Origin of the sequence: Sulfitobacter sp. 1A13496 (assembly GCF_043557225.1) — a bacterium.
GTDB classification, from domain to species: domain Bacteria; phylum Pseudomonadota; class Alphaproteobacteria; order Rhodobacterales; family Rhodobacteraceae; genus Sulfitobacter; species Sulfitobacter faviae.
The window spans coordinates 26872-48690 of the sequence record NZ_JBIFFP010000004.1; the positions used below are offsets into that span (position 1 = coordinate 26872).

Sequence of the window (21819 nt, forward strand, 5' to 3'; positions counted from 1 at the left end):
GAAAAATGCTCTGGTCTCTTATTAAAATCGTTCTTTTTGTCGTGCTGGTCGCCGCTCTGGCTTGGGGTGCAGGCTTCCTGTTGGAAAGCGAAGGTGGCATTCAGCTGACCGTGGCGGGCACGGAATATACCCTTGGGCCGCTGCAATCGGTGATCGCCGTTTTGCTGCTGATGCTTGCGGTTTGGGTGTTGCTCAAGATCGTGTCGCTGCTCTCGGCAGTCTGGCATTTCCTGAATGGCGATGAGACGGCGCTGTCGCGCTACTTTGACCGCAACCGCGAGCGTAAGGGCTATGAGGCGCTGTCGGACGGGTTGATGGCGCTGGCCAGCGGCGAGGGACAGGTCGCGATGGCCAAGGCGGCCAAGGCCGACCGCTATCTCAGCCGCCCGGCACTGACCAATCTGCTGACCGCGCAGGCGGCGGAGCTGGCGGGGGACCGTCGCAAGGCCGAACGGACCTATCGCAAGCTGGTCGAAGACGAAAAGACCCGTTTCGTCGGTGTGCGCGGTATCATGAAGCAGAAGCTGGCTGATGGAGATACCGAAACGGCGCTGAAACTGGCCGAAAAGGCCTTCGCGCTGAAGCCCAAACATGAGGAAACCGGCGACACCCTGCTGAAGTTGCAGGCCGAGAAACATGATTGGACCGGTGCGCGTGGCACTCTGCAGGCCAAGTATAAAAACGGCCATCTGCCGCGCGATGTACACAAGCGCCGCGACGCGGTTTTGGCGCTTTCCGAGGCGCGCGAGGTTATCGACGAGGGCAACAGTGTCGAAGCCCGTGAGGCCGCGATCGAAGCCAACCGCCTGTCGCCTGATCTGGTGCCCGCCGCGGTGATGGCCGCGCGCAGCTATATCGCGCAGGACAAGCCCCGCAATGCTTCCAAAGTGCTGCAAAAAGCGTGGAGCGTGCAGCCGCACCCCGATCTTGCCGCCGCCTTTGCCGAGATTCAGCCGGATGAGACACCGCCCCAGCGAATCAAACGGTTCCGCGCGCTGACCAAATCTCAGCCCGACCATCCCGAGACCAAGATGCTGCTGGCCGAACTGCACATCGCCAACGAAGACTTCCCCGAAGCGCGCCGGGCGCTTGGCAATCTGGTTGAGACCGATCCTTCGGCCCGGTCCGTCACCCTGATGGCGGCGATCGAGCGGGGCGAGGGCGCGCCGGACACCGTGGTCAAAGGCTGGCTGACACGCGCGCTGAACGTTTCACGCGGGCCGCAGTGGATTTGCGAGAACTGCCACCACATCCATGCCGAATGGGTTCCGATCTGCGAAAACTGCAAGAGCTTTGACACGCTGGAATGGAAGACGCCGCCGCTGTCGGAGGTAGCCATGCCGAGCGGTGTTCAGATGCTGCCCCTGATCGTGGGCGCGCCGGAAACGACCCCAACGGAGGGGGCGTTGACCACGCGGACGGAGGATATCGAAGATGCGGAACTGGTGACCGAACCGGAAAAGCCGACCGATCCCGAGACGCCCAAGAAAGCGCCGGACCCTACAGCTTAATGTCGTAGGTGACCCAGTTGGTCCGGGTGGCCAGCCTGTCATAAACACCACGGCCGCGGTAGTTATCCTCGGCCGTGATCCAGCGCACGAGGCTCCAGCCGCGCTTCTGGGCGATCTTTTTCACCTCTCCGATCAGCGCATCGGCAGCCCCGCTGCCGCGGGCTTCGGGGGCCACGAAAAGATCGTCAAGGAAACAGCCCGTCGCCGCAGCAAGCGGGCGGGCGAAATGCCGAAAATGGGTCAGTCCGATCACCCGCCCTTCAGCATCTTCGCAGACCAGCCCTTCGACCTCGGTCAGCGGATCATGCAGCCAAGACCAGACCCGCGCGCGCATTTCCGGCGTCTGCTCGACTTTATAGAATTCGGCATAGCCTTGATAAAGCCGCTCCCAATCGGCGCGGTCATGGTCTCTCACGGTTCGGATGGTAAGGTCGGACATGGCGGGCTCCCTTCGCTGGCTGCGCGATCTTTGCCCCAGTTGGTTCAGAAATCCAGCCCAAGGTCCAGCGTTGTTGCAGAATGTGTCAGCGCGCCCATAGAGATATAGTGCACCCCCGTTGCCGCGACCTCGGCCAAGCGCGGCAGGGTCATGTTGCCCGAGGCCTCCAGTACGATGCGCCCCTGTGCCATTTCGACCGCCTGCGCGAGCGTCGGCGTGTCCATATTATCCAACAGCACCACATCCGCGCCGCCTTCGTCCAAGACCTCTTGAAGCTGCGCCAGCGTGTCGACCTCGATCTCGACCCGGATCATATGCGAGGCATTGGCCTTGACCGCCTGCAACACAGGCCGGATGCCCCCGGCGGCAGCGATGTGGTTGTCCTTGATCAGGATCGCGTCAGAGAGGGAGAAGCGGTGGTTGAACCCGCCGCCATGCAGCACCGCCTGTTTCTCGACCATGCGCAGCCCCGGCGTGGTTTTGCGGGTGCAGGTGATCCGGGTCTCCGTCCCCTTCGTTTCGGCCACGCAGGCCGCTGTCAGGGTGGCGATGCCCGAGAGCCGCCCAGCAAAGTTCAGCGCCACACGTTCCGCCGAGAGGATCGCGGCGGCGGAGCCCTCGATCTCCATCAGCGTGTCACCTTTGGCGATCCTGCTGCCGTCTTCCTTCAGCGTGCGCACCTCAAGCGTCGGGTCGACAAGGTGAAAGGCCAGCCGCGCGATCTGCATGCCAGAGACGACCCCCTCGGCGCGGGCGCGCAGCCGGGCGGTATAGGTCGTGCCCTCGGGAATTACGCTGCGGGTCGTGACGTCACCATAGGTGCCGAGGTCTTCCATCAAGGCGGCGCGGACCAGCGGCTCAAGGATCAGGTCGGGCAGGGCGGTGGTCATCTTCAGGCGTCCTCGGGGTTGGAGCGGCGGGCGGTGGCCTCGGCCAATGTCATGAAGCTGCGGGCGGCTTCGGGGAGCGTTTCGGGATAGTCCGTGCGGCAATGCGCGCCCCGGCTTTCGCGCCGGGCGAGGGCGGCGGCGGCGATGAGCGTCGCGGTGGCGGTCATGTTTTGCAACTGGGCACAATCGGGTTGCGCCGCTTCGATCTCGGCGATGGCCGTTAAGGCGCGGTGCAAGCCCGCCGCATCCCGCAGCACGCCGACCTCTGCGGTCATGGTTTGGCGCAGACGGGTGACGAGGGTCTCGTTCGGTGTCTCACCAGCAGACAACTCCGGCAGCTGTACGGCGTCATCGTCGCCCGCCTCGCATTCCTCAAGCATGTCCTGCGCTGCGCGGCGGGCAAAGACCAGCGCTTCGAGCAGCCCGTTTGATGCCAGACGGTTCGCGCCGTGCAGCCCAGTCGAAGACGCCTCTCCGCAGACCCAGAGCCCGGCGAGGCTTGAGCGGCCATGCGCATCCGTCGCGACACCGCCCATATGGTAATGCGCCGCGGCGGCGACGGGGATGGGCTGGGTCACCGGGTCGATGCCATTGCGCGCGCAGGCGGCTGCGACGGCGGGGTAGTCGGTCAGCACCGCCGCGCCCAAGGCCGCGCGGGTGTCCAGCATGGGGCGCAGCCCCGTCTGGGTCTGGGCAAAGATCGCACGGGCCACGACATCGCGCGGGGCAAGCTCGGCAAGGGGGTGAACCGCCTCCATAAAACGCGCGCCTTCGCGGTTGATCAGATGGGCCCCGGCCCCGCGCAGTGCTTCGGTCGCCAAGGGCGCGGGGTCTTCGCCGCAATCGATGGCGGTGGGGTGAAACTGCACGAATTCCGCATCGGCAATGAGTGCGCCCGCCCTGGCGGCCATGCCGATCACCTGCCCGCGAATGCGGGCCGGGTTGGTGGTCAGCGCATAAAGCCCGCCAGACCCGCCGCCCGCCAGCAAGACCCCCGCGCCGCGCAGCATCACGGGGGCGGAGCCTTCGGGTCGGGCCAGTTCGACCTCGACCCCGGAGACCTTGGTACCGTCACTTTCCAAACCGCGGGCCAGCACCCCTTCGAGCACTTGGATCGAGGGTGTTTCGCGCACCTTTTCGATCAGGGCGCGCATGATCTCGGTCCCCGCTTGATCGCCTTGCACGCGCACGACGCGGGCAAAGCTATGCGCCGCCTCGCGCGACATGACATAGCCACCATCGGCGCTGCGATCGAAGGCAGTGCCGAAATCGGTCAGGGCGAGGATATGGGCGCGGGCCTCATCCGCTACGGTGGCGGCGACGCGCGGCTCGACCGTGCCCGCCCCGGCTTTGATGGTGTCGAGCGCATGGGCCTCGGGGCTGTCGGCCTGCGCCATCGCGGCGGCCACGCCGCCCTGCGCCCAAGCGGAACTGGCCCCAGACCCCAAAGGATCGGGCGAGATTAGCAAAACTGGGCGCGGCGCAAGACAAAGCGCGGCATAGAGCGCGCCCAGACCGGCCCCAACGATGATGATCCTGCCGGTTGTGATCTGCTCCACGCGCGCGCCCTTCAGAGGCCGAGTTCGCGGGAGAGGTCGATCATCCGTTGCACGGCCACCCGCGCCTTGCTGGCAACCTCGGCCTCCACTTCGACGGCGCCGGACATCGTGTGCAGCGACCAGAGCACCTTTTCCAGCGTGATCTTCTTCATGTAGGGGCACATGTTGCAAGGGCCGACGAAATCGACCTCGGGCAATTCATCGGCGATGTTCGACGCCATGGAGCATTCGGTGACCAGCATCGCCTTGGCGGGTTTCTCGCGGTGCACATAGTCAAGGATGCCGCTGGTCGAGCCGGAAAAATCCGCCTCTGCCACCACGTCGGGCGGGCATTCGGGATGCGCGATGATGCGGGTGTCAGGGTTCCACTCGCGGTAATCCGCGATGTCCTTGGCGGTATAGCGTTCGTGCACGATGCAGGCGCCGTCCCACCAGACAATGCGCTTTTGCGGCACCTGTTTGGCGATGTTCTGGGCCAGATATTTGTCCGGCGTCATGATGATCGTGTCGGCCTCAAGCGCAGCCACGATCTGCGCCGCGTTCGACGAGGTGCAGCAGATGTCCGACGCCGCCTTCACCTCTGCCGTGGTGTTGACGTAAGTGACAACCGGCGCGCCGGGATATTGCGCGCGCATCTGTGCGACGCCCTCGGCGGTGATGCTTTCGGCCAGTGAACAACCCGCTTCCATGTCGGGGATCAGCACGGTCTTGGCGGGGTTCAGGATTTTCGAGGTCTCGGCCATGAAATGCACGCCGCATTGCACGATGACATCGGCCTCAACCTCGGTCGCCTTGATGGCGAGTTGCAGGCTGTCGCCGACGAAATCCGCGATGCCATGGTAGATGTCGGGCGTCATGTAATTATGCGCAAGGATGACGGCGTTACGCTCTTTCTTGAGCTTGTTGATCGCGGCGACATAGGGCGCGTGGATGGCCCAATCGGGGGGTGAGACGACACGGTCCATCTTGGCGTAGATATCGGCCATTTCCGCCGCCAGCGCCGGCGATGGCGCGAGGTCATAATGGCGCTCAAGTTCGCTGGGCGAAAAGATTTCATCACGCATGGTCGGTCCCCCTCCGGCCTTGGCGCGTGTCACGGCACCGCGCTGGACACCACACCCGGCGTGCTGGCCATAGACGACTGGCGGGGTTTGGGCAAGCTAATACCCTTTGTGACACGGCGTAGCCTGCCCGGGGCGTCAGGTGAATTTGCGGAACAAACGGGTCTGATCGAACATGTCTTCCAGCCGTTCGGCGCGGTCCTTTGTATCCTCCCAGTTGATGTCCTGCATGGCCGAAATCACGCTCTCTACCAGCAGCAGCGTGGCCGCCGCGCTGTCCCAAGCTGAGGGCGCGACGATCCGGCTGGAGAAACAGATATCGGCAAGGCTATGCACAGGAGAGCGCCACTGGTCGGTGAAGAGGATGATCTTGGCCCCGCGCGCATGGGCCATCTCCGCCAGCTTTAGCGTGTTGTTCTCATAGCGCCGCACGTCGAAAACAACGAAAACATCCCCTTCGCCCACGTCCAGTAGGTAATGCGGCCAAGCGTTTGATGTGGATTGGATATGTGTCACCCGGGGGCGGATGATCTGGGCGTGAAGGAACAGATATTCGGCCATCACATGGGTGATGCGCCCGCCCACGATATAGAGCGGATGCGCAGTATCGGCGATCATCGCGCAGGCGCGGTCGAAGGTGGCAGGCTCGATCTGGCCCAACGTGTGGCGGATATTGTCGATCACCGCGTCGGTGAAACGGTTCAACACATGGCCCGAGGGCGCGCCTTCGGTCCAGTTGTCATGTTTGGCGATGGGGTTTTTGGCCTTGGCCTTAAGCTCTTCGCGCAACTCGTTCTGAAACTCAGGGTAACCCTTGAACCCCAGCTTTTGCACCATCCGCGCCACGGTGGGGGTTGAGACATTGGCATCCTTCGCCAGCGCCGTCAGCGGGCCGAGGCCGGAGGCGGGGTAGTTTTCCAGAATCGAATGGGCAAGTTGCCGTTCCGCACGGGTCAGCCGGTCCAACTCTTGCTGGATACGGTCGGAAATGGTCAGCGTCGGTTCAGCCATGGATGCCCCTCTTTTGACGAGTAATAACACAAACTGAATGGCGTTGTAATAAATTTGACATTATTCTGTTGACAGAAGCCCCCCGCCCGAATGAGGTTTGAAGCAATTGAGGGGGACAGGGTGTCAGAACAGACAGATCTTTCGAATGAAGCCGTCGAGGTGATCAATGCCGGGGCCAAGGCACCGTTGGTCTTGGTCTGCGAACATGCGGCGCGTGAGATACCGGATTGCTACGACGGCCTTGGGCTGGATGCCGCGGCCCGCGAAAGCCATGTGGCTTGGGACCCCGGCGCCTTGGGCGTGGCCCGGGCCATGGCGCAGGATCTGGATGCGGTGCTGGTGGCGGGGCGCGTCTCGCGTCTGGTCTATGACTGCAACCGCCCGCCCGAAGCCCCCGGCGCGATGCCAGCGCAGAGCGAGATTTTCGCGATCCCCGGCAATGCCTCGCTTGATGACGCGGGCCGAGCCGAGCGGGTGGCGCGCTATTACGAACCTTTCCGCGCGACTTTGGCGGCGACGATCAAGCGGGTCGATGCGCCTGCGATTGTCACGGTGCATAGTTTCACGCCGATTTACCACGGCAAACCGCGCAGCGTTGAGATCGGCATTCTGCACGACAGCGACACGCGCCTTGCCGATGCGATGCTCGCGGTGGCGTCGGAGTTCACGGCTCTGAATGTCGAACGAAATGAGCCCTACGGTCCGCAGGACGGCGTGACCCATACGCTGAAAGAACATGGGCTGGCCCATGGTCATCCCCATGTCATGCTAGAGGTCCGTAACGACCTCATCACGACCGAAGCCGAACAGCGGCAGATGGCCGAGATGATCAGCAATTGGCTCCGTGCCGCCATGGCTCAGCCCGAGATGGAGGAGGTCAAACCATGAGGTTCATCCGGGGCTATATCCGGGGCATCGACGCGATGAACCGGCGGATCGGGCGGATCATGATGTATGGCATCTTTGTCCTTATGGGGGTGCTGTTGTGGTCCACCGTCAGCAAAGCCTTCTTCGTCCCCTCGCTTTGGACGCTTGAAATGGCGCAGTTCGTCATGGTGGGCTATTACATCTTGGGCGGTCCCTATTCCATCCAACTGGGGTCGAACGTGCGGATGGACCTGCTCTATGGCGATTGGTCGCTGCGCCGCAAAGCGTGGTTTGACCTCTTTACCGTCTTCTTCCTGATCTTCTATCTCTGCGTGCTGCTCTATGGCGCGGTAAGCTCTACCGCCTATTCGCTGGGCTATTGGGGGACCGAGCCGTTCAGCTTTTTCGGTGGCCTGATCACCGGCAGCGAAGAGGTTGGCCATATGGAGCAATCCAGCTCCGCATGGCGTCCCTATCTCTGGCCGATCAAGGTCGTGATGATCGTCGGCATCTTTCTGATGCTGCTGCAATGTCTGTCCGAGCTCGCGAAAGACGTGCTGCGGCTCAAGGGTGAGGCCATCTGATGTCCTATGAAATGATTGCGACATTGATGTTCTCGTCAATGATGCTGATGCTACTGACCGGCCAGCGGGTGTTTGGCGCCATCGGCTTTATCGCCGTGGTTTCGGCGCTGCTGCTGTGGGGCGACAAGGGCGGCTATGACATCGGTTTCGCCGCCGCGATGAAGCTGATGAAATGGTATCCGCTGCTGACGCTGCCGATGTTCATCTTCATGGGCTATGTCCTGAGCGAAAGCCGCATCGCCGATGACCTTTACCGCATGTTCCACGTCTGGATGGGCGGGGTGCGCGGCGGGCTGGCGATTGGCACGATTGGCCTGATGGTGCTGATCTCGGCGATGAATGGGCTCAGCGTGGCGGGCATGGCGATTGGCTCGACCATTGCGCTCCCGGAACTGCTGAAACGTGGCTATGACAAAAGGATGGTCACGGGGGTGATCCAAGCAGGGTCCAGCCTTGGCATCCTCGTGCCGCCTTCGGTGGTGCTGGTGCTTTACGCGATGATCGCGCGGCAGCCGGTTGGGCAGTTGTGGCTTGCCGGGGTTATCCCGGGGTTGATGATGGCAGCGATGTTCATCGCCTATATCGTCATCCGCTGCCGGATGAATCCCGAACTTGGTCCCATCCTCTCAGCCGAGGATCGCGACATTCCCCGTGCCGAGAAACTGCGCCTTCTGCGGGCGGGCATCCTGCCGCTGGTGATCTTTGCGGTGATGATGGTGCCTTTCGTCAACGGGTGGACCAGCTTGGTCGAAAGCTCGGCCATCGGGGCTGCGGCCGCATTTTTTGCTGCCGTTCTCAAGGGCCGCATGACCCGCGAGGTTTTCGAGAACTCCGTGCGCAACACCTTGGGCATCACCTGCATGTTCATGTGGATCATCCTCGCCGCCCTCGCCTTTGGCGCGGTCTTTGACGGGCTGGGGGCGGTAAAGGCGATTGAGAGCCTGTTCACCGAGAAGATGAACCTCAGCCCCTGGATGATCCTGATCATGATGCAGCTTAGCTTCATCATCATGGGCACCTTCCTTGATGATACGGCGATGCTGGTGATCGTGGCGCCGCTCTATGTGCCCTTGGTCGGTGCGCTGGGCTTTGATCTGATCTGGTATGGTATCCTTTACACGATCACCACGCAGATCGCCTATATGACGCCGCCCTTCGGCTATAACCTGTTCCTGATGCGCGCCATGGCCCCGCCCGAGATCACCCTGCGCGACATCTATGCGTCGATCACGCCCTTCGTGCTGGTGATGGTCTTGGCGTTGATACTCGTCATGGTCTTCCCGGAGATCGCGACATGGCTGCCCGATTACATCTACGACAAATAACAAAGAGAGCCGCGCAAAGACGGCCTGAGATTTCAACAAAGGAGAGACGTATGACCACTCGCAGAAAGTTTCTATCCGGGGCCACCGTCGCCGCCCCTGCGGCCCTCGCCGCGCCCTCCATCGTTCATGCCCAAGCGCCGATCAAATGGCGCATGCAGACCTATGCCGGCGCCGCTTTGGGTGAACAGGTGACCAAACCGGCGGTCGATTACATCAATGCCGCCGCCAACGGCGAGATGGAGATCGAACTGTTCTACGCCGACCAGATCGTCCCCACCGGTGAGCTGTTCCAAGCCATGCAGCGCGGCACCATCGACATGGTGCATTCCGATGACGACTCCATGGCCTCGCCCACGCCGCTGCAACAATTCGGCGGCTACTTCCCCTTCGCCACCAAGCACATTCTCGACGTGCCGGTGCTGTTCAACCAGTACGGTTTGGCCGAAATCTGGAAAGAGGAATACGCCAAGGTCGGTGTTGAATGGCTGTCGGCTGCGGGCCAAGACCCCTGCAACTTCAACACCACCAAAGAGATCAAATCGGTCGCCGATCTGGACGGTCTGAAGCTCTACACCTTCCCCACCGCGGGCCGCTTCTTGTCGAAGTTCGGCGTGGTGCCGGTGAACATTCCCTACGAGGACGCCGAAGTCGCCGTGCAGACCGGCGAGCTCGACGGCATGGCGTGGTCCGGCATCACCGAAGACTACACCGTCGGCTGGGCCGATGTGACCGACTACTTCCTGACCAACAACATCTCGGGTGCTTGGATCGGGTCGTTCTTCGTCAACCAACAGCAGTGGGCCGATCTGCCGGATCACCTCAAGCAGCTGGTCATGGCGGGGATCGAAGCGGGCCACACCTACCGCAACCAGTGGTACTGGGGCGGCGAGGCGCGTCTGCGGGCGCAGGGCGACAAGCTCAAGCTCAGCACCGTGCCTGCCGACGAATGGGCCGAGGTTGAAAACGCGGCCAAGGACTTCTGGACAGAGATCGCCGAAGAAGGCGAAGTGCACGCCAAGATCGTGCAGATCTTCCGTGACTATAACGAAGTCATCAACAAAGCCGGTCCGCCCTATACCAACGGCTGAACCGACAACCGGGGGCGCGCTGCCTGCGCCCCCGCCTTACCCCCTGAAGTGGACAGAACATGCCCGGCACACTGACATTCGACGCGCTGAAAAAACTGGTCAAAGAAGGATCCGTCGATACGGTTCTTGCGTGCCTTGTGGACATGCAAGGCCGGTTGATGGGCAAGCGCTTCCATGCCGTCAACTTCGTCGAGACCTCTTATAAAGAAACCCATTGCTGCAACTACCTGCTGGCCACCGACCTTGAGATGGCCACGCCCGAAGGCTTTGCCTCCACCTCATGGGAGACGGGCTACGGCGACTATGTGATGCAGCCCGACCTCGACACGATCCGCCCGGTGCCGTGGCTCGAGGGCACGGTGATGGTGCTTTGCGACGTGCTGGATCACGACACCCACCAGCCGGTGCCGCATTCCCCGCGCGCCATGCTGAAGAAACAGATCGCGCGGCTGAAGGAACTGGGTTTCGACGCCATGATGGCGACCGAGCTGGAGTTCTTCCTTTTCGAGCAGAGCTTTGACGCCATCCGCAAGGGCGGCTACCGCGACCTCACGCCGATCAGCGGCTATAACGAGGACTACAACATCCTTCAGACCACCAAGGAAGAGAACGTCATGCGCCCGCTGCGCAACCATCTCTTCGCCGCCGGTCTGCCGATTGAGAACTCCAAGGGCGAGGCCGAAGCCGGTCAGGAAGAGCTCAACATCCGCTATTCAGAGGCGCTTGATTGCGCCGATTATCACACGATTGCCAAACATGCGGTCAAGGAGATCGCTTGGCAGCAGGGTCATGCGGCAAGCTTCCTGCCCAAGTGGCACAAGGACCGCGTCGGCTCTTCCAGCCACGTCCATCAGTCGCTGTGGAAAGACGGCGAAGCGGCTTTCTTTGATAGCGAGGGTGCGTTGGGCATGTCCGATCTGATGCGCCACTATATGGCCGGTCTGATCGCCTATGCGCCGGAATATACCTATTTCCTCGCCCCCTATGTGAACAGTTACAAGCGCTTCGCCAAGGGCACCTTCGCCCCGACCAAGACCGTCTGGTCCGTCGACAACCGCACCGCGGGGTTTCGCCTCTGCGGGGCAGGGACAAAGGGCGTGCGCGTTGAATGCCGTATTGGCGGATCGGACTTGAACCCTTATCTGGCGCAGACGGTCATGCTGGCCGCTGGAATCAAAGGGATCGAAGACAAGATGGAACTGGCCCCGCCCACACGCGGCGATGCTTATGGCGAGTCCGACGCTGTCGATATCCCCCAGACCCTGCGGGCAGCAACCGAGACCCTGCGCGGCTCGACGTTCCTGCGCGAGGTCTTGGGCGACGATGTAGTGACCCATTACACCCGCGCGGCGGAATGGGAGCAGGAAGAATATGACCGGGTGGTGACCGATTGGGAAATCGCCCGCGGCTTTGAAAGGGCCTGAGAATGACGACGGTAAAATGTATCTCTCCGATTGACGGTTCGGTCTATGCGGAACGCGAAACCCTAAGCAACGATGCGGCGCTTGAGGCTGTGGCCCGCGTCCGCAAAGCGCAGAAGGCATGGGCCGCGCGGCCCTTGCAGGAACGCGTTGATCTGGTGATGGGCGCGTTGAAAGAGATCGAGAATTCGACCGACCGGATGACAACCGAGCTGGCCCATCAGATGGGCCGCCCGGTGCGCTATGGCGGTGAGTTTGGCGGTTTGCAGGAACGCACCAGCCACATGGCCAAGATCGCCAGCGAGGCGCTTGCGCCCACGGTGATCGAAGACAGCGCGGCCTTTTCGCGCAAGATCATGCGCGAACCGCATGGCGTGGTCTTTGTCGTGGCGCCGTGGAACTACCCCTATATGACCGCGAACAACACCATCGCGCCTGCGCTGATCGCGGGCAATTCGGTGATCTTGAAACACGCCTCGCAGACCATTTTGGTCGGCGAACATCTGGCCGATGCCTACCGCGCCGCTGGCGTGCCAGAAGACGTGTTCCAGAACGTTGTGCTGAGCCATGACACCACCTCGGCGCTGATCGCCGACAATGCGTTCGATTTCGTGAACTTCACCGGCTCTGTCGGCGGCGGTCAGGCGATGGAGCGCGCGGCGGCGGGCACCTTTACAGGCGTGGCGACCGAATTGGGCGGCAAAGACCCCGCCTATGTCCGCGCGGATGCCAATCTCGACGCGGCAGTCGACGGTGTGATGGACGGCGCAATGTTCAACGCGGGCCAATGCTGCTGCGGGATCGAACGGATCTACGTGCATGAAAGCCTCTATGACGCTTTCGTCGAAAAGGCCGTGGCTTGGGTGAACAACCTCAACCTCGGCAACCCGTTGGAAGAAGCCACGACGCTCGGCCCGATGGCCAATGTCCGCTTCGCCAACGAGGTCCGCGCGCAGATCGACGAAGCGCTGGCCGCAGGTGCCAAGGCCCATATCGAAAAGATGCCCGCCGATGATGGCGGTGCTTACCTCACGCCGCAGATCCTCACCGATGTGTCCCACGAGATGCGCGTCATGCGTGATGAAAGCTTCGGCCCCGTCGTCGGCATCATGCCGGTCAAAGACGATGAAGAAGCCATCGCGCTGATGAACGACAGCCAGTTTGGCCTCACCGCGGCGATCTTCACCGCCGATGCAGAGGCCGCCGAGGCCATCGGCCCGCGGCTGGAAGCCGGCACCGTCTTTATGAACCGCGCCGACTACCTCGACCCGGCGCTCTGCTGGACCGGTTGCAAGCAAACCGGGCGCGGCGCGGGCCTGTCTGAACTGGGCTATCACGCGCTGACACGCCCCAAATCCTACCACCTCAAGAAAGCCTGAGACATGTCCCTGACTGCCAATTGGTCTTACCCCACCGCCATTCGTTTCGGCGCAGGCCGCATTGCCGAGATTGCCGAGGCCTGCGCCGCCGCCGGGATCAAAAAACCGCTTCTGGTCACCGACAAAGGGCTCGCCTATCTGCCGATCACCCAAGCCACGCTGGACCTGATGGACGCCGCGGGCCTTGGCCGCGCGATGTTTTCGGATGTTGACCCGAACCCGACTGAAGTGAACGCCGAAGCGGGCATCAAGGTCTACCGCGACGGCGGCCATGACGGTGTGATCGCTTTCGGCGGCGGTTCGGGCCTCGATCTGGGCAAGGTCATCGCCTTCATGTCCGGTCAAACCCGGCCGCTGTGGGATTTTGAGGATATCGGCGATTGGTGGACCCGCGCCGATGCGGACGGCATCGCGCCCATCGTGGCCGTGCCGACGACAGCCGGTACGGGGTCGGAAGTCGGTCGCGCCAGCGTCATCACCAATTCCCAGACCCACGAGAAAAAGATTATCTTCCACCCCAAAATGCTGCCCGCCGTCGTGATCTGCGACCCAGAGCTGACCGTCGGCATGCCGCCGATGATCACCGCAGGCACCGGGATGGACGCTTTTGCCCATTGTCTGGAGGCCTTCTGCTCGCCGCATTACCATCCGATGAGCCAAGGCATGGCGCTGGAAGGGATGCGTCTGGTCAAGGAATATCTGCCTCGCGCCTATGCCGATGGCAGTGATCTTGAGGCGCGCGGCCATATGATGTCTGCCGCTGCCATGGGCGCCACAGCGTTCCAAAAGGGTCTGGGTGCCATTCACGCCATCAGCCACCCGATTGGCGCGGTGCATCACACGCATCACGGCACCACCAATGCCGTGGTCATGCAGCCGGTTCTGCGCATGAACCGCCCCGCAATTGAAGAGCGTCTAGCCAAGGCGGCGGCCTATCTCGATATCGTCGGCGGCTTTGACGGGTTCTATGATTTCGTTGGCAAGCTGAACGAAGAGTTGAACATCCCCAGCTCGCTGACCGCCCTTGGGGTGACCGACCCCGACATCGACGCGCTGGTGGCCTCGGCCCTGCAAGACCCAAGCTGCGGCGGCAACCCCATTGAGCTTACCAAAGAAAACGTCACGCAGCTGCTGCGCGACTGCTTCTGATCTGAAACAAAAAGGGGGGCCAGATGGCCCCCCTTTCGCATTGCGCTGAATGCGCGAATTACTCGGTTGCCTCTGCCGCCGCTTCGGTTTCGGTCACCTCCGGCCCGACGGAGACCAGATAGGCCCAAACGTCTTTCGCGTCTTCTTCGTCTCTCAGACGGTAAGACATTTTCGACTTGGCCCGTTTCGTATCAAGATACTCGGCCAGAAACCCCTTGGGGTCGGCGACGTAGCCTGTGAAACTCTCTTCGTCCCATGTCAGCCCGGCTTCGCCCGCAGCCACGATGGAATCGCCATAGCGGTAGTCTTCGACGGAACCCGCCACACGGTTGTAGATCCCATATAGGTTCGGCCCCGTTCGGCCCCCTTTTTGGATATCGTTGCCCTCATCATCCGAGATCATGTGGCAGCTTTTGCATTTACGAAAGACCTTTTCCCCGGCTTCGGCGTCACCGGAGGCATGGCTTTCCGCCCAAAGGGGCGTGGCCCCAAGGCAGATGGCGAAGATCGACGCGATACGCATGTTCATTGTGAGTTCCTTTGTCTGTCTGGCTTGAAACTAGCGTTTGGGGCGAAGGGGTAAAGGATGTTCACTGCGCCAAAAGGTAGCACGGGCGCAGGGCGGGCCGGTTAGCGGTTGAGACTAGGGGGAAATCCCCCGATAACTGCCGGTGAATTTCTTCTGCGCCGAGGGTGAGATGAACACAACGGTAAGCCGCATCTGATGGAGATCATGGTCCCCGCCTGGGTCGACGGCACCCTGCAACCGGTCGAAAAGCTCGCCGCGCATGAACGCGGTTTGCGGCATATGGCGGTTTCGGTCTTTGTCATCTCCGACGGCAAGCTGCTGATGCAGCAGCGCGCGCTTGGCAAATATCACACCCCCGGTCTATGGGCGAACACCTGCTGCACGCATCCGCATTGGAGCGAGCCGCCCGAGGACTGCGCCGCGCGGCGTTTGGACGAAGAGTTGGGGATCACCGGGCTGGCCTTGCAGCACCGGGGCCGGGTCGAATACCGCGCCGATGTCGGCGGCGGGCTGATCGAACATGAGGTGGTCGAGGTCTATCTCGCCCATGCCGCGCCGGATCTGACGATCATGGAAAACCCTGACGAAGTGATGGCGACCCGCTGGATTACCCTTGGCGATCTACATGCCGACCTCGCGCAGCATCCCGATGCATATACGCCTTGGCTGCGGATTTACATGGCCGAACACGAAGGTCTGATCCTTGGCGGCGGGGCGATGGAATAACAGAAAGGCGGGCCAGAGATGACCGACGACATGCAAGACCAAAAGACACGCGCGGCGGATTGGTTCCGCAAGCTTCGCGATGATATCGTTCAGGCGTTCCACGACATCGAAGCGCGTCATGTGGGCGAGGAAGAGGCCGGGCGTTTCGTGGTCAGCAACACCACCCGCACTGCCCCCGATGGATCGGACGCAGGTGGCGGTGAGATGTCCGTCATGCGCGGAGGCCGTGTGTTCGAGAAGGTGGGTGTGAATATCTCCACCGTCTACGGCGAGTTGGGCGAGCGGGCGCAGGCCGCCATGGCCGCGCGCAAGGGGCTGCCCGGCATGGCCGAAGACCCGCGTTTCTGGGCCTCGGGCATCAGTCTGGTCGCGCATATGCAAAACCCACATGTGCCTGCGGTGCATATGAACACCCGCATGTTCTGGACCCCCCATGCATGGTGGTTCGGCGGTGGGGCCGACCTGAACCCTTGTATCGAGTATGACGAGGACACCGACCATTTCCATGCCGAAATGAAGGCCGCCTGCGATCCGCATGGGGCCACGCTCTATGATGAGTTGAAGGCTTGGGCGGATGAGTATTTCTACATCCCCCATCGCAAACGCGCGCGGGGTGTGGGTGGCATCTTTTACGATGACCGCAACAGCGGCGACTGGGAGGCGGATTTTGCGCTGACACAGGATGTGGGCCGCGCGTTCCTGCCCGCCTATGTGCCCGTGGTCGACAAACGGCGCGAGATGCCGTGGGACATGGACGACAAGGACGTGCAACTGCGGCACCGGGGGATCTATGCTGAGTATAACCTTGTCTATGACCGGGGGACGAAGTTTGGTCTGGAGACGGGGCATGATCCGGACGCTGTGCTGATGAGCCTGCCGCCGATGGCGAAGTGGGTGTAAGCAGAACCTAGTCCCGGAACCAAGTCTCGGCGAGACCGAGCGGTGACGGTTACCACCTTGGCCCGGATTCAAGCCGCAGGCGCCGGGCCATCGCCTGCCCGCCCGGACGGGTAGGCGATTTGGTGATGCTGGGCGCCCCGTGTCGGACACACATCATGGTTGAACCATAAAGTGGTATGAACCAGCGTCGCATCGCCGACCCGCGGGCAGGCGATGGCCCTCATCACATGTGGCTAGGTCTTACCCCCGCGTCCCGCGCACCGTATCAATCATCAACTGCACATTCTCCGGATCCGCATCCGGCGTGATCCCATGCCCGAGATTGAAGATATGCGGCCCCTTCGACAGCGCATCGCAAATCGCCCGTGTCTCCTGCACCAGCGCATCCCCACCCGTCACCATATACGAGGATTTCAGGTTGCCCTGCACACAGCCATGCGGCTGCACATGTTCGGCCACCCACTCCGCGCTCACGCCGTCGTCGACGGCGATACAGTCCGCCCCGGTGGCGGCATGTAGATTGGCGAAACGCGCCCCGGCTCCACGCGGGAAGGCGATCACGGGCACGCCCGGATGACGCGCCTTCAGCGCGCTGATGATCTGGCGCAGCGGCTCTGTCGAATAGCGGTCGAAATCCGTGCCTTCCAGCGATCCGGCCCAGCTGTCGAAGAGCTTTACCACCTCGGCTCCCGCCTTGATCTGCATGTCGAGGTATTCGATCGTCGCCAGCGTGATCCGCTCCATCAGCGCATCGAACACCTCGGGGTTCTCGTCCTTTAGCGCATGGGCTGGCCCCTGATCCGGCGTGCCTTTGCCCGCGATCATATAGGTCGCCACCGTCCAAGGCGCGCCCGCAAAACCGATGAGCGTCGTCTCTTCGGGCAGTTCGCGCGACAGGATGCGCACAGTCTCGTAAATCGGGGAGAGGTGGTCGTGAATGGCGTCCGCCGGTTTCAGCGCTTCCATCTCGGCCTTGGTGGTGATCGTCGACAGACGCGGCCCCTCTCCGGTGACGAACCACAGATCGGCGCCAAGCGCCTGCGGTACCAATAGAATGTCGGCGAAAAGGATCGAGGCGTCGAAACCATAGCGGCGGATCGGCTGCAACGTCACCTCGGCGGCCAGTTCCGGGTTGTAGCACAGCGACAGGAAATCGCCCGCCTCGGCCCGGGTCTCGCGATACTCGGGCAGGTAGCGCCCGGCTTGCCGCATCATCCAGATTGGCGGTGTCGGCAGGGTTTCGCCCGCAAGGGCGCGCAGGATGGTCTTATTCGCAGTCATTGTGGCGTTCCTATTTGTGGCAAACCCGTAGGTAGCGCAGGTACAGCAGTTGTCAGTTCATGTCGACGGGGGTAGGGATGCGTCATGACGTATCAGCTTCCCACCCCGGCCCGGCCTCTCAACATCGGCACACGCGGATCGCTTCTGGCGCTCGCGCAGGCGAATGAGGTGCGCGACCGGCTCGCCGCCGCCTTCGATCTGCCGTTCGAGGCTTTCACAATCGTCGTGATCAAGACCACGGGCGACAAGATCATCGACCGCCCGCTGAAAGAGATCGGCGGCAAGGGTCTGTTCACCCGCGAGATCGAGGCCGCTTTGCTGGACGGCTCCATCGACATCGCGGTGCATTCGATGAAGGACATGCCGACGCTGCAACCCGAGGGGCTGCTGATCGACACCTATCTGCCGCGCGAAGATTGCCGCGATGCTTTCATCTCGCCGCATCTGAAATCCATTGCCGATCTGCCCGAAGGCGCGGTCGTCGGCACCTCCAGCCTGCGCCGCCGCGCGCAGGTGAAACTGCGCCGCCCGGATCTGGAAGTCGTCGAATTCCGCGGCAACTTGCAAACCCGGTTGAAGAAGCTGGATGACGGTGTGGCGGAGGCGACCTTCCTCGCCATGGCAGGGCTGAACCGCTTGCAAATGGACGACGTGCCGCAGGCCGCCGTGGACCCCGACGACATGCTTCCCGCCATCGCGCAGGGCGCCATTGGGGTTGAGCGGCGCGAGGACGACAGCCGCGCCGCCGAGATGCTTTCGGCGATCCATGACCGCAAGACTGGCGAACAGCTTGCCGCCGAACGCGCGTTCCTCGCCACCCTAGATGGCTCTTGCGAGACACCCATCGCCGGTCTGGCCGAACTCAACGGCAGCGAGATGCGCCTGCGCGGTCAGGTGCTGCGCCCCGACGGGTCTGATGCCATCGGCGATGACGTGACCTGCGCCATTTCCGATGGCGCCGCGGCGGGCGAGGCGATGGCCCGCAAGCTTCTGGCCGAGGCCGGACCGGGTTTCTTTGACTGGCGCGAATGATCGGCAATCTCTTCACGCTGAAACAGCTTGAAGCGCTGATCTGGGTCGCAGACCTTGGCAGTTTCCGCCGCGCCGCCGCGCATCTGAACACGACACAGCCCAATATCTCGGCCCGGATTTCGGGGCTGGAGGCAACCTTGGGCGTCACCCTGATGCAGCGCGATGCCGGGTCGATCCGGCTCACCGAAAAAGGCAGCGCGCTGCTGACCCAAGCCCGCCGTGTGCTGCGCGAAGCCGAAGCGCTGGTCGAGACCGCCGCGCGGCCCGATCTGATCGACGACAGCCTGCGCCTTGGGGTGACCGAAGTGGTTGCCAGCACATGGCTGCGTCCCTTTCTGCGCGCGCTGGCCGATGCCTATCCCAATCTCACTGTCGAACTTACCGTCGATCTCTCGCGCGATCTGGATCAGGAGCTTGCCGCTCATGCGCTCGACCTGACCCTGCAAACCGCACCCTTCTCGACCCCGGCGAGCGGGCAGCTGGATCTGGCGACCTATGACTACATCTGGGTGGCCGCGCCGGAATTGGCCGCCCAGATCGGCCCCGCGCCCGACTTCGACGCCATGCTGCGCCATCCGGTGCTGGGCCATGCGCGGCATACGCAGGCTCATTCTGATCTGATCGGCCATTTCGATGGCTCGACTGCCCCCAAGGCCCGTTTGGTGCCCTCCAGCAGCCTGTCGGCGGCGATGAACATGGTGCTCGACGGGATGGGCGTTGCCGTGATGCCGCGTGTGATGGTGGCAGCCGCGCTGGCCGATGGGGCGCTGCGGATTCTGCCCGCCGCGTGGCACCCGCGTCCCTTGCAAGTCGCCGCGCGTTATCACGCGGATCGCACGCCCGCCTATGTCGCCCGCGCCGCTGAACTGGCCCGCGACTGCGCCCGAAGCTTCGATGTCGAGGATCGAAAAAACCTTTCACACCCATAGAATATAATAATTTGCACCGATGCTGTGCCAACCCCTATCCTGCGCCCAAAGAGGAGTGAGACATGGCATCAACCATCCGACTGGGCGTAGACATCGGCGGCACCTTCACCGACGTGGTGCTGGAAAAGGGCGGCGAGAGTTTCTCGACCAAGGTGCTGACCACCTATGCCGCGCCCGAGAACGCGATCATCGACGGGATGCATCAGGTCTGCGCCAAGGCCGGGATCACGCCCGCCGATCTCACGCAGATCATCCACGGCACCACGCTGGCGACCAACGCGCTGATCGAGCGGCGCGGCGCCAAGACCGCGCTGATCACCACCCAAGGCTTCCGTGACGTGATCGAAATGCGCACCGAAAGCCGGTTTGAGCAATATGACCTCAACCTCAACCTGCCCGAGCCGCTGCTGCCGCGCCAGATGCGCTACACGGTGGAAGAGCGTGTCGATGCCACCGGGGCGGTTCTGCACCCGCTCGACCGCACCGAGGTCGAGGCGCTGGCGGACCGCATCGCCGAAGCGGGTTATGAAAGCGTCGCGGTCGGGCTGATCCATTCCTATCTGAACGACGCGCATGAACGCATGGTCCGCGAGGTGCTGGAAGAGCGTCTGCCCGGTGTCATGGTCTCGATCTCCTCCGAGGTCTCTCCACAGATGCGCGAGTATGAGCGGTTCAACACCGTGGTTGCCAATGCCTATATCAAGCCGCTGATGAAGAGTTACCTCGGACGGCTCGAAGGGCGCCTGCAGGAGGAGGGCGTCTCCTGCAACATCTTCCTGATGCATTCGGGCGGCGGCATCATCTCGATCGAAAGCGCCGCCGAATTCCCGGTGCGGCTGGTGGAGTCGGGCCCAGCGGGTGGGGCGGTCTTTGCCGCCAATATCGCCGCGCGCTACGGGCTCGACAAAGTGCTGAGCTTTGACATGGGCGGCACCACGGCCAAGATCTGCCTGATCAAGAATCAGACGCCAAAGACCAGCCGGGTCTTCGAGGTGGCGCGGACCTATCGCTTCAAGAAAGGCTCCGGCATGCCGATCTCGATTCCGGTGATCGACATGGTCGAGATTGGCGCAGGCGGCGGCAGCCTTTCCCATGTGGACGCCATGCGGCAGATCCGCGTGGGGCCGGAAAGCGCGGGCTCCGAGCCTGGGCCGGCCTGTTACGGGCGCGGCGGTCAGAAGCCCGCGGTGACCGATGCCGATCTGGTGCTTGGCAAACTCGATCCCGACAATTTTGCCGGCGGTTCGATCCGGCTCGAGACCGGCAATTCCGAGATGGCGCTGAGCCAGGTCATCGGGCAAGAGCTCGACATGGACGCTGCCACCGCCGCCTTCGGTCTGGCCGAGGTGGTGGACGAGAACATGGCCAATGCCGCGCGCGTGCATGCGGTGGAGAACGGCGAAGACCTCAGCGACTACACGATGATCGCCTTCGGCGGCGCGGCCCCGCTGCATGCTGGGCGGCTCTGCGAGAAGCTCGGGGTCGAGCGTCTGCTGGTGCCGCCCGGTGCCGGGGTCGGCTCGGCCATCGGGTTCCTGCGCGCGCCTTTCAGCTTCGAGGCCAACCGCTCGGTCTACATGAAGCTGTCGGACTTCGACGCGACCCGCATCAAGGCGCTGCTGGCGGAACTGCGTGACGAGGCCACGGGCTTTGTCCGCAACTGCGATGCCGGGGCCGAGATTCTGTCTGAATATAAGGTCTACATGCGCTACAGCGGGCAGGGTTGGGAGATCCCCATCGTGCTGGACGAGGCGGACGCGCTGAACCCCGATGCCGCGCGTTTCGAGGCCTTGTTCGAGGCCGATTACGCCAAGCTTTTCGGTCGCACCGTAGAGGGCTTGGACATCGAGATCACGGTTTGGTCGGTCAATGCCACCACTCCGCCCGAAGAGGTCACGCGCACTGCGGAACAGAGCCCGGGTGCGGCGGCGGATGTGGCTCTAACACGGCGCATTTTCGACCCGGCGCTTTCTGAGTACTGCGAGGCCGACGTCGTGCTGCGCGGGCAGATGGCCCCGGGCCAGACCGCCGAAGGGCCCGCCGCCATCACCGAGGATGAGACGACAATCATCCTGCCCGCCTCGCGCCGGGCGATCTGCCAGCCCGACGGCTGCATCGACATCACCGAGAAAGGGTAA

At 62.7% G+C, this 21819-nt stretch carries 20 protein-coding genes; 13 read left to right on the forward strand and 7 right to left on the reverse strand.

Annotated elements, in window-relative coordinates; all coding sequences use genetic code 11:
- Positions 1-5 precede the first annotated feature (5 nt).
- Positions 6-1511, forward strand: a complete 1506-nt coding sequence (locus tag ACGYLX_RS10695; RefSeq protein ID WP_394449333.1) for a heme biosynthesis protein HemY — start codon at positions 6-8, stop codon at positions 1509-1511.
- Here the strand turns inward: ACGYLX_RS10695 and ACGYLX_RS10700 are convergent.
- The 5 genes from ACGYLX_RS10700 to ACGYLX_RS10720 form a co-directional block, all read right to left on the reverse strand.
- Entirely contained in the window at positions 1501-1950 is a 450-nt protein-coding gene (locus ACGYLX_RS10700; protein WP_067268284.1) for a GNAT family N-acetyltransferase, read from the reverse strand. The genes ACGYLX_RS10695 and ACGYLX_RS10700 overlap by 11 nt on opposite strands.
- Before the next feature lie 44 nt (positions 1951-1994).
- Positions 1995-2840 (reverse strand): carboxylating nicotinate-nucleotide diphosphorylase, encoded by an 846-nt coding sequence (nadC, locus tag ACGYLX_RS10705; RefSeq protein ID WP_394449337.1) that lies wholly within the window; start codon positions 2838-2840, stop codon positions 1995-1997.
- 2 nt (positions 2841-2842) lie between these two features.
- Complete coding sequence (locus ACGYLX_RS10710) at positions 2843-4399, reverse strand: L-aspartate oxidase (protein WP_394449340.1); 1557 nt, start codon at positions 4397-4399, stop codon at positions 2843-2845.
- Between the two features lie 11 nt (positions 4400-4410).
- Positions 4411-5463, reverse strand: a complete 1053-nt coding sequence (gene nadA / locus ACGYLX_RS10715; protein WP_394449343.1) for a quinolinate synthase NadA — start codon at positions 5461-5463, stop codon at positions 4411-4413.
- A gap of 135 nt (positions 5464-5598) precedes the next feature.
- Positions 5599-6471 (reverse strand): MurR/RpiR family transcriptional regulator, encoded by an 873-nt coding sequence (locus ACGYLX_RS10720; protein ID WP_394449346.1) that lies wholly within the window; start codon positions 6469-6471, stop codon positions 5599-5601.
- A gap of 120 nt (positions 6472-6591) precedes the next feature.
- Here ACGYLX_RS10720 and ACGYLX_RS10725 point away from each other — a divergent pair, with 120 nt between their 5' ends.
- From ACGYLX_RS10725 to ACGYLX_RS10755, 7 genes are read left to right on the forward strand one after another with little or no spacing between them, the layout of a single operon-like run.
- Positions 6592-7359: an N-formylglutamate amidohydrolase gene (locus tag ACGYLX_RS10725; protein WP_394449349.1), complete on the forward strand. Its 768-nt coding sequence runs from the start codon at positions 6592-6594 to the stop codon at positions 7357-7359.
- Positions 7356-7922 carry a TRAP transporter small permease subunit gene (locus ACGYLX_RS10730; RefSeq protein WP_067268278.1) on the forward strand — a complete coding sequence of 189 codons (567 nt, stop codon included), beginning with the start codon at positions 7356-7358 and terminating at the stop codon, positions 7920-7922. The genes ACGYLX_RS10725 and ACGYLX_RS10730 overlap by 4 nt, the downstream gene beginning before the upstream one ends.
- On the forward strand, positions 7922-9247 hold the full coding sequence (locus ACGYLX_RS10735) for a TRAP transporter large permease subunit (protein WP_067268276.1): 1326 nt from the start codon (positions 7922-7924) through the stop codon (positions 9245-9247). The genes ACGYLX_RS10730 and ACGYLX_RS10735 overlap by 1 nt, the downstream gene beginning before the upstream one ends.
- Before the next feature lie 50 nt (positions 9248-9297).
- Positions 9298-10335: a TRAP transporter substrate-binding protein gene (locus ACGYLX_RS10740; RefSeq protein ID WP_394449352.1), complete on the forward strand. Its 1038-nt coding sequence runs from the start codon at positions 9298-9300 to the stop codon at positions 10333-10335.
- Positions 10336-10394: 59 nt separating this feature from the next.
- Complete coding sequence (locus tag ACGYLX_RS10745) at positions 10395-11759, forward strand: glutamine synthetase family protein (protein ID WP_394449355.1); 1365 nt, start codon at positions 10395-10397, stop codon at positions 11757-11759.
- 2 nt (positions 11760-11761) lie between these two features.
- Complete coding sequence (locus tag ACGYLX_RS10750; RefSeq protein ID WP_394449358.1) at positions 11762-13135, forward strand: aldehyde dehydrogenase family protein; 1374 nt, start codon at positions 11762-11764, stop codon at positions 13133-13135.
- A gap of 3 nt (positions 13136-13138) precedes the next feature.
- On the forward strand, positions 13139-14284 hold the full coding sequence (locus ACGYLX_RS10755) for an iron-containing alcohol dehydrogenase (protein ID WP_394449361.1): 1146 nt from the start codon (positions 13139-13141) through the stop codon (positions 14282-14284).
- 58 nt (positions 14285-14342) lie between these two features.
- Here the strand turns inward: ACGYLX_RS10755 and ACGYLX_RS10760 are convergent, their stop codons facing one another.
- On the reverse strand, positions 14343-14813 hold the full coding sequence (locus ACGYLX_RS10760; RefSeq protein WP_394408100.1) for a c-type cytochrome: 471 nt from the start codon (positions 14811-14813) through the stop codon (positions 14343-14345).
- Between the two features lie 195 nt (positions 14814-15008).
- Here ACGYLX_RS10760 and idi point away from each other — a divergent pair, with 195 nt between their 5' ends.
- Entirely contained in the window at positions 15009-15539 is a 531-nt protein-coding gene (idi, locus tag ACGYLX_RS10765; RefSeq protein ID WP_394449364.1) for an isopentenyl-diphosphate Delta-isomerase, read from the forward strand.
- 18 nt (positions 15540-15557) lie between these two features.
- A complete protein-coding gene (gene hemF / locus ACGYLX_RS10770) occupies positions 15558-16439 on the forward strand; it encodes an oxygen-dependent coproporphyrinogen oxidase (RefSeq protein WP_209216943.1) in 882 nt (293 codons plus the stop codon).
- Positions 16440-16679: 240 nt separating this feature from the next.
- Here the strand turns inward: hemF and hemE are convergent, their stop codons facing one another.
- Positions 16680-17720: a uroporphyrinogen decarboxylase gene (gene hemE / locus ACGYLX_RS10775; protein WP_394449367.1), complete on the reverse strand. Its 1041-nt coding sequence runs from the start codon at positions 17718-17720 to the stop codon at positions 16680-16682.
- Between the two features lie 84 nt (positions 17721-17804).
- On the opposite strand from hemE, the gene hemC reads away from it, so the two are divergent.
- The 3 genes from hemC (at position 17805) to ACGYLX_RS10790 (ending at position 21819) form a co-directional block, all read left to right on the forward strand.
- Positions 17805-18752, forward strand: a complete 948-nt coding sequence (gene hemC, locus ACGYLX_RS10780) for a hydroxymethylbilane synthase (protein ID WP_394449370.1) — start codon at positions 17805-17807, stop codon at positions 18750-18752.
- Positions 18749-19681, forward strand: a complete 933-nt coding sequence (locus ACGYLX_RS10785; protein WP_394449373.1) for a LysR family transcriptional regulator — start codon at positions 18749-18751, stop codon at positions 19679-19681. The genes hemC and ACGYLX_RS10785 overlap by 4 nt, the downstream gene beginning before the upstream one ends.
- 62 nt (positions 19682-19743) lie before the next feature.
- On the forward strand, positions 19744-21819 hold the full coding sequence (locus ACGYLX_RS10790) for a hydantoinase/oxoprolinase family protein (protein WP_394449376.1): 2076 nt from the start codon (positions 19744-19746) through the stop codon (positions 21817-21819).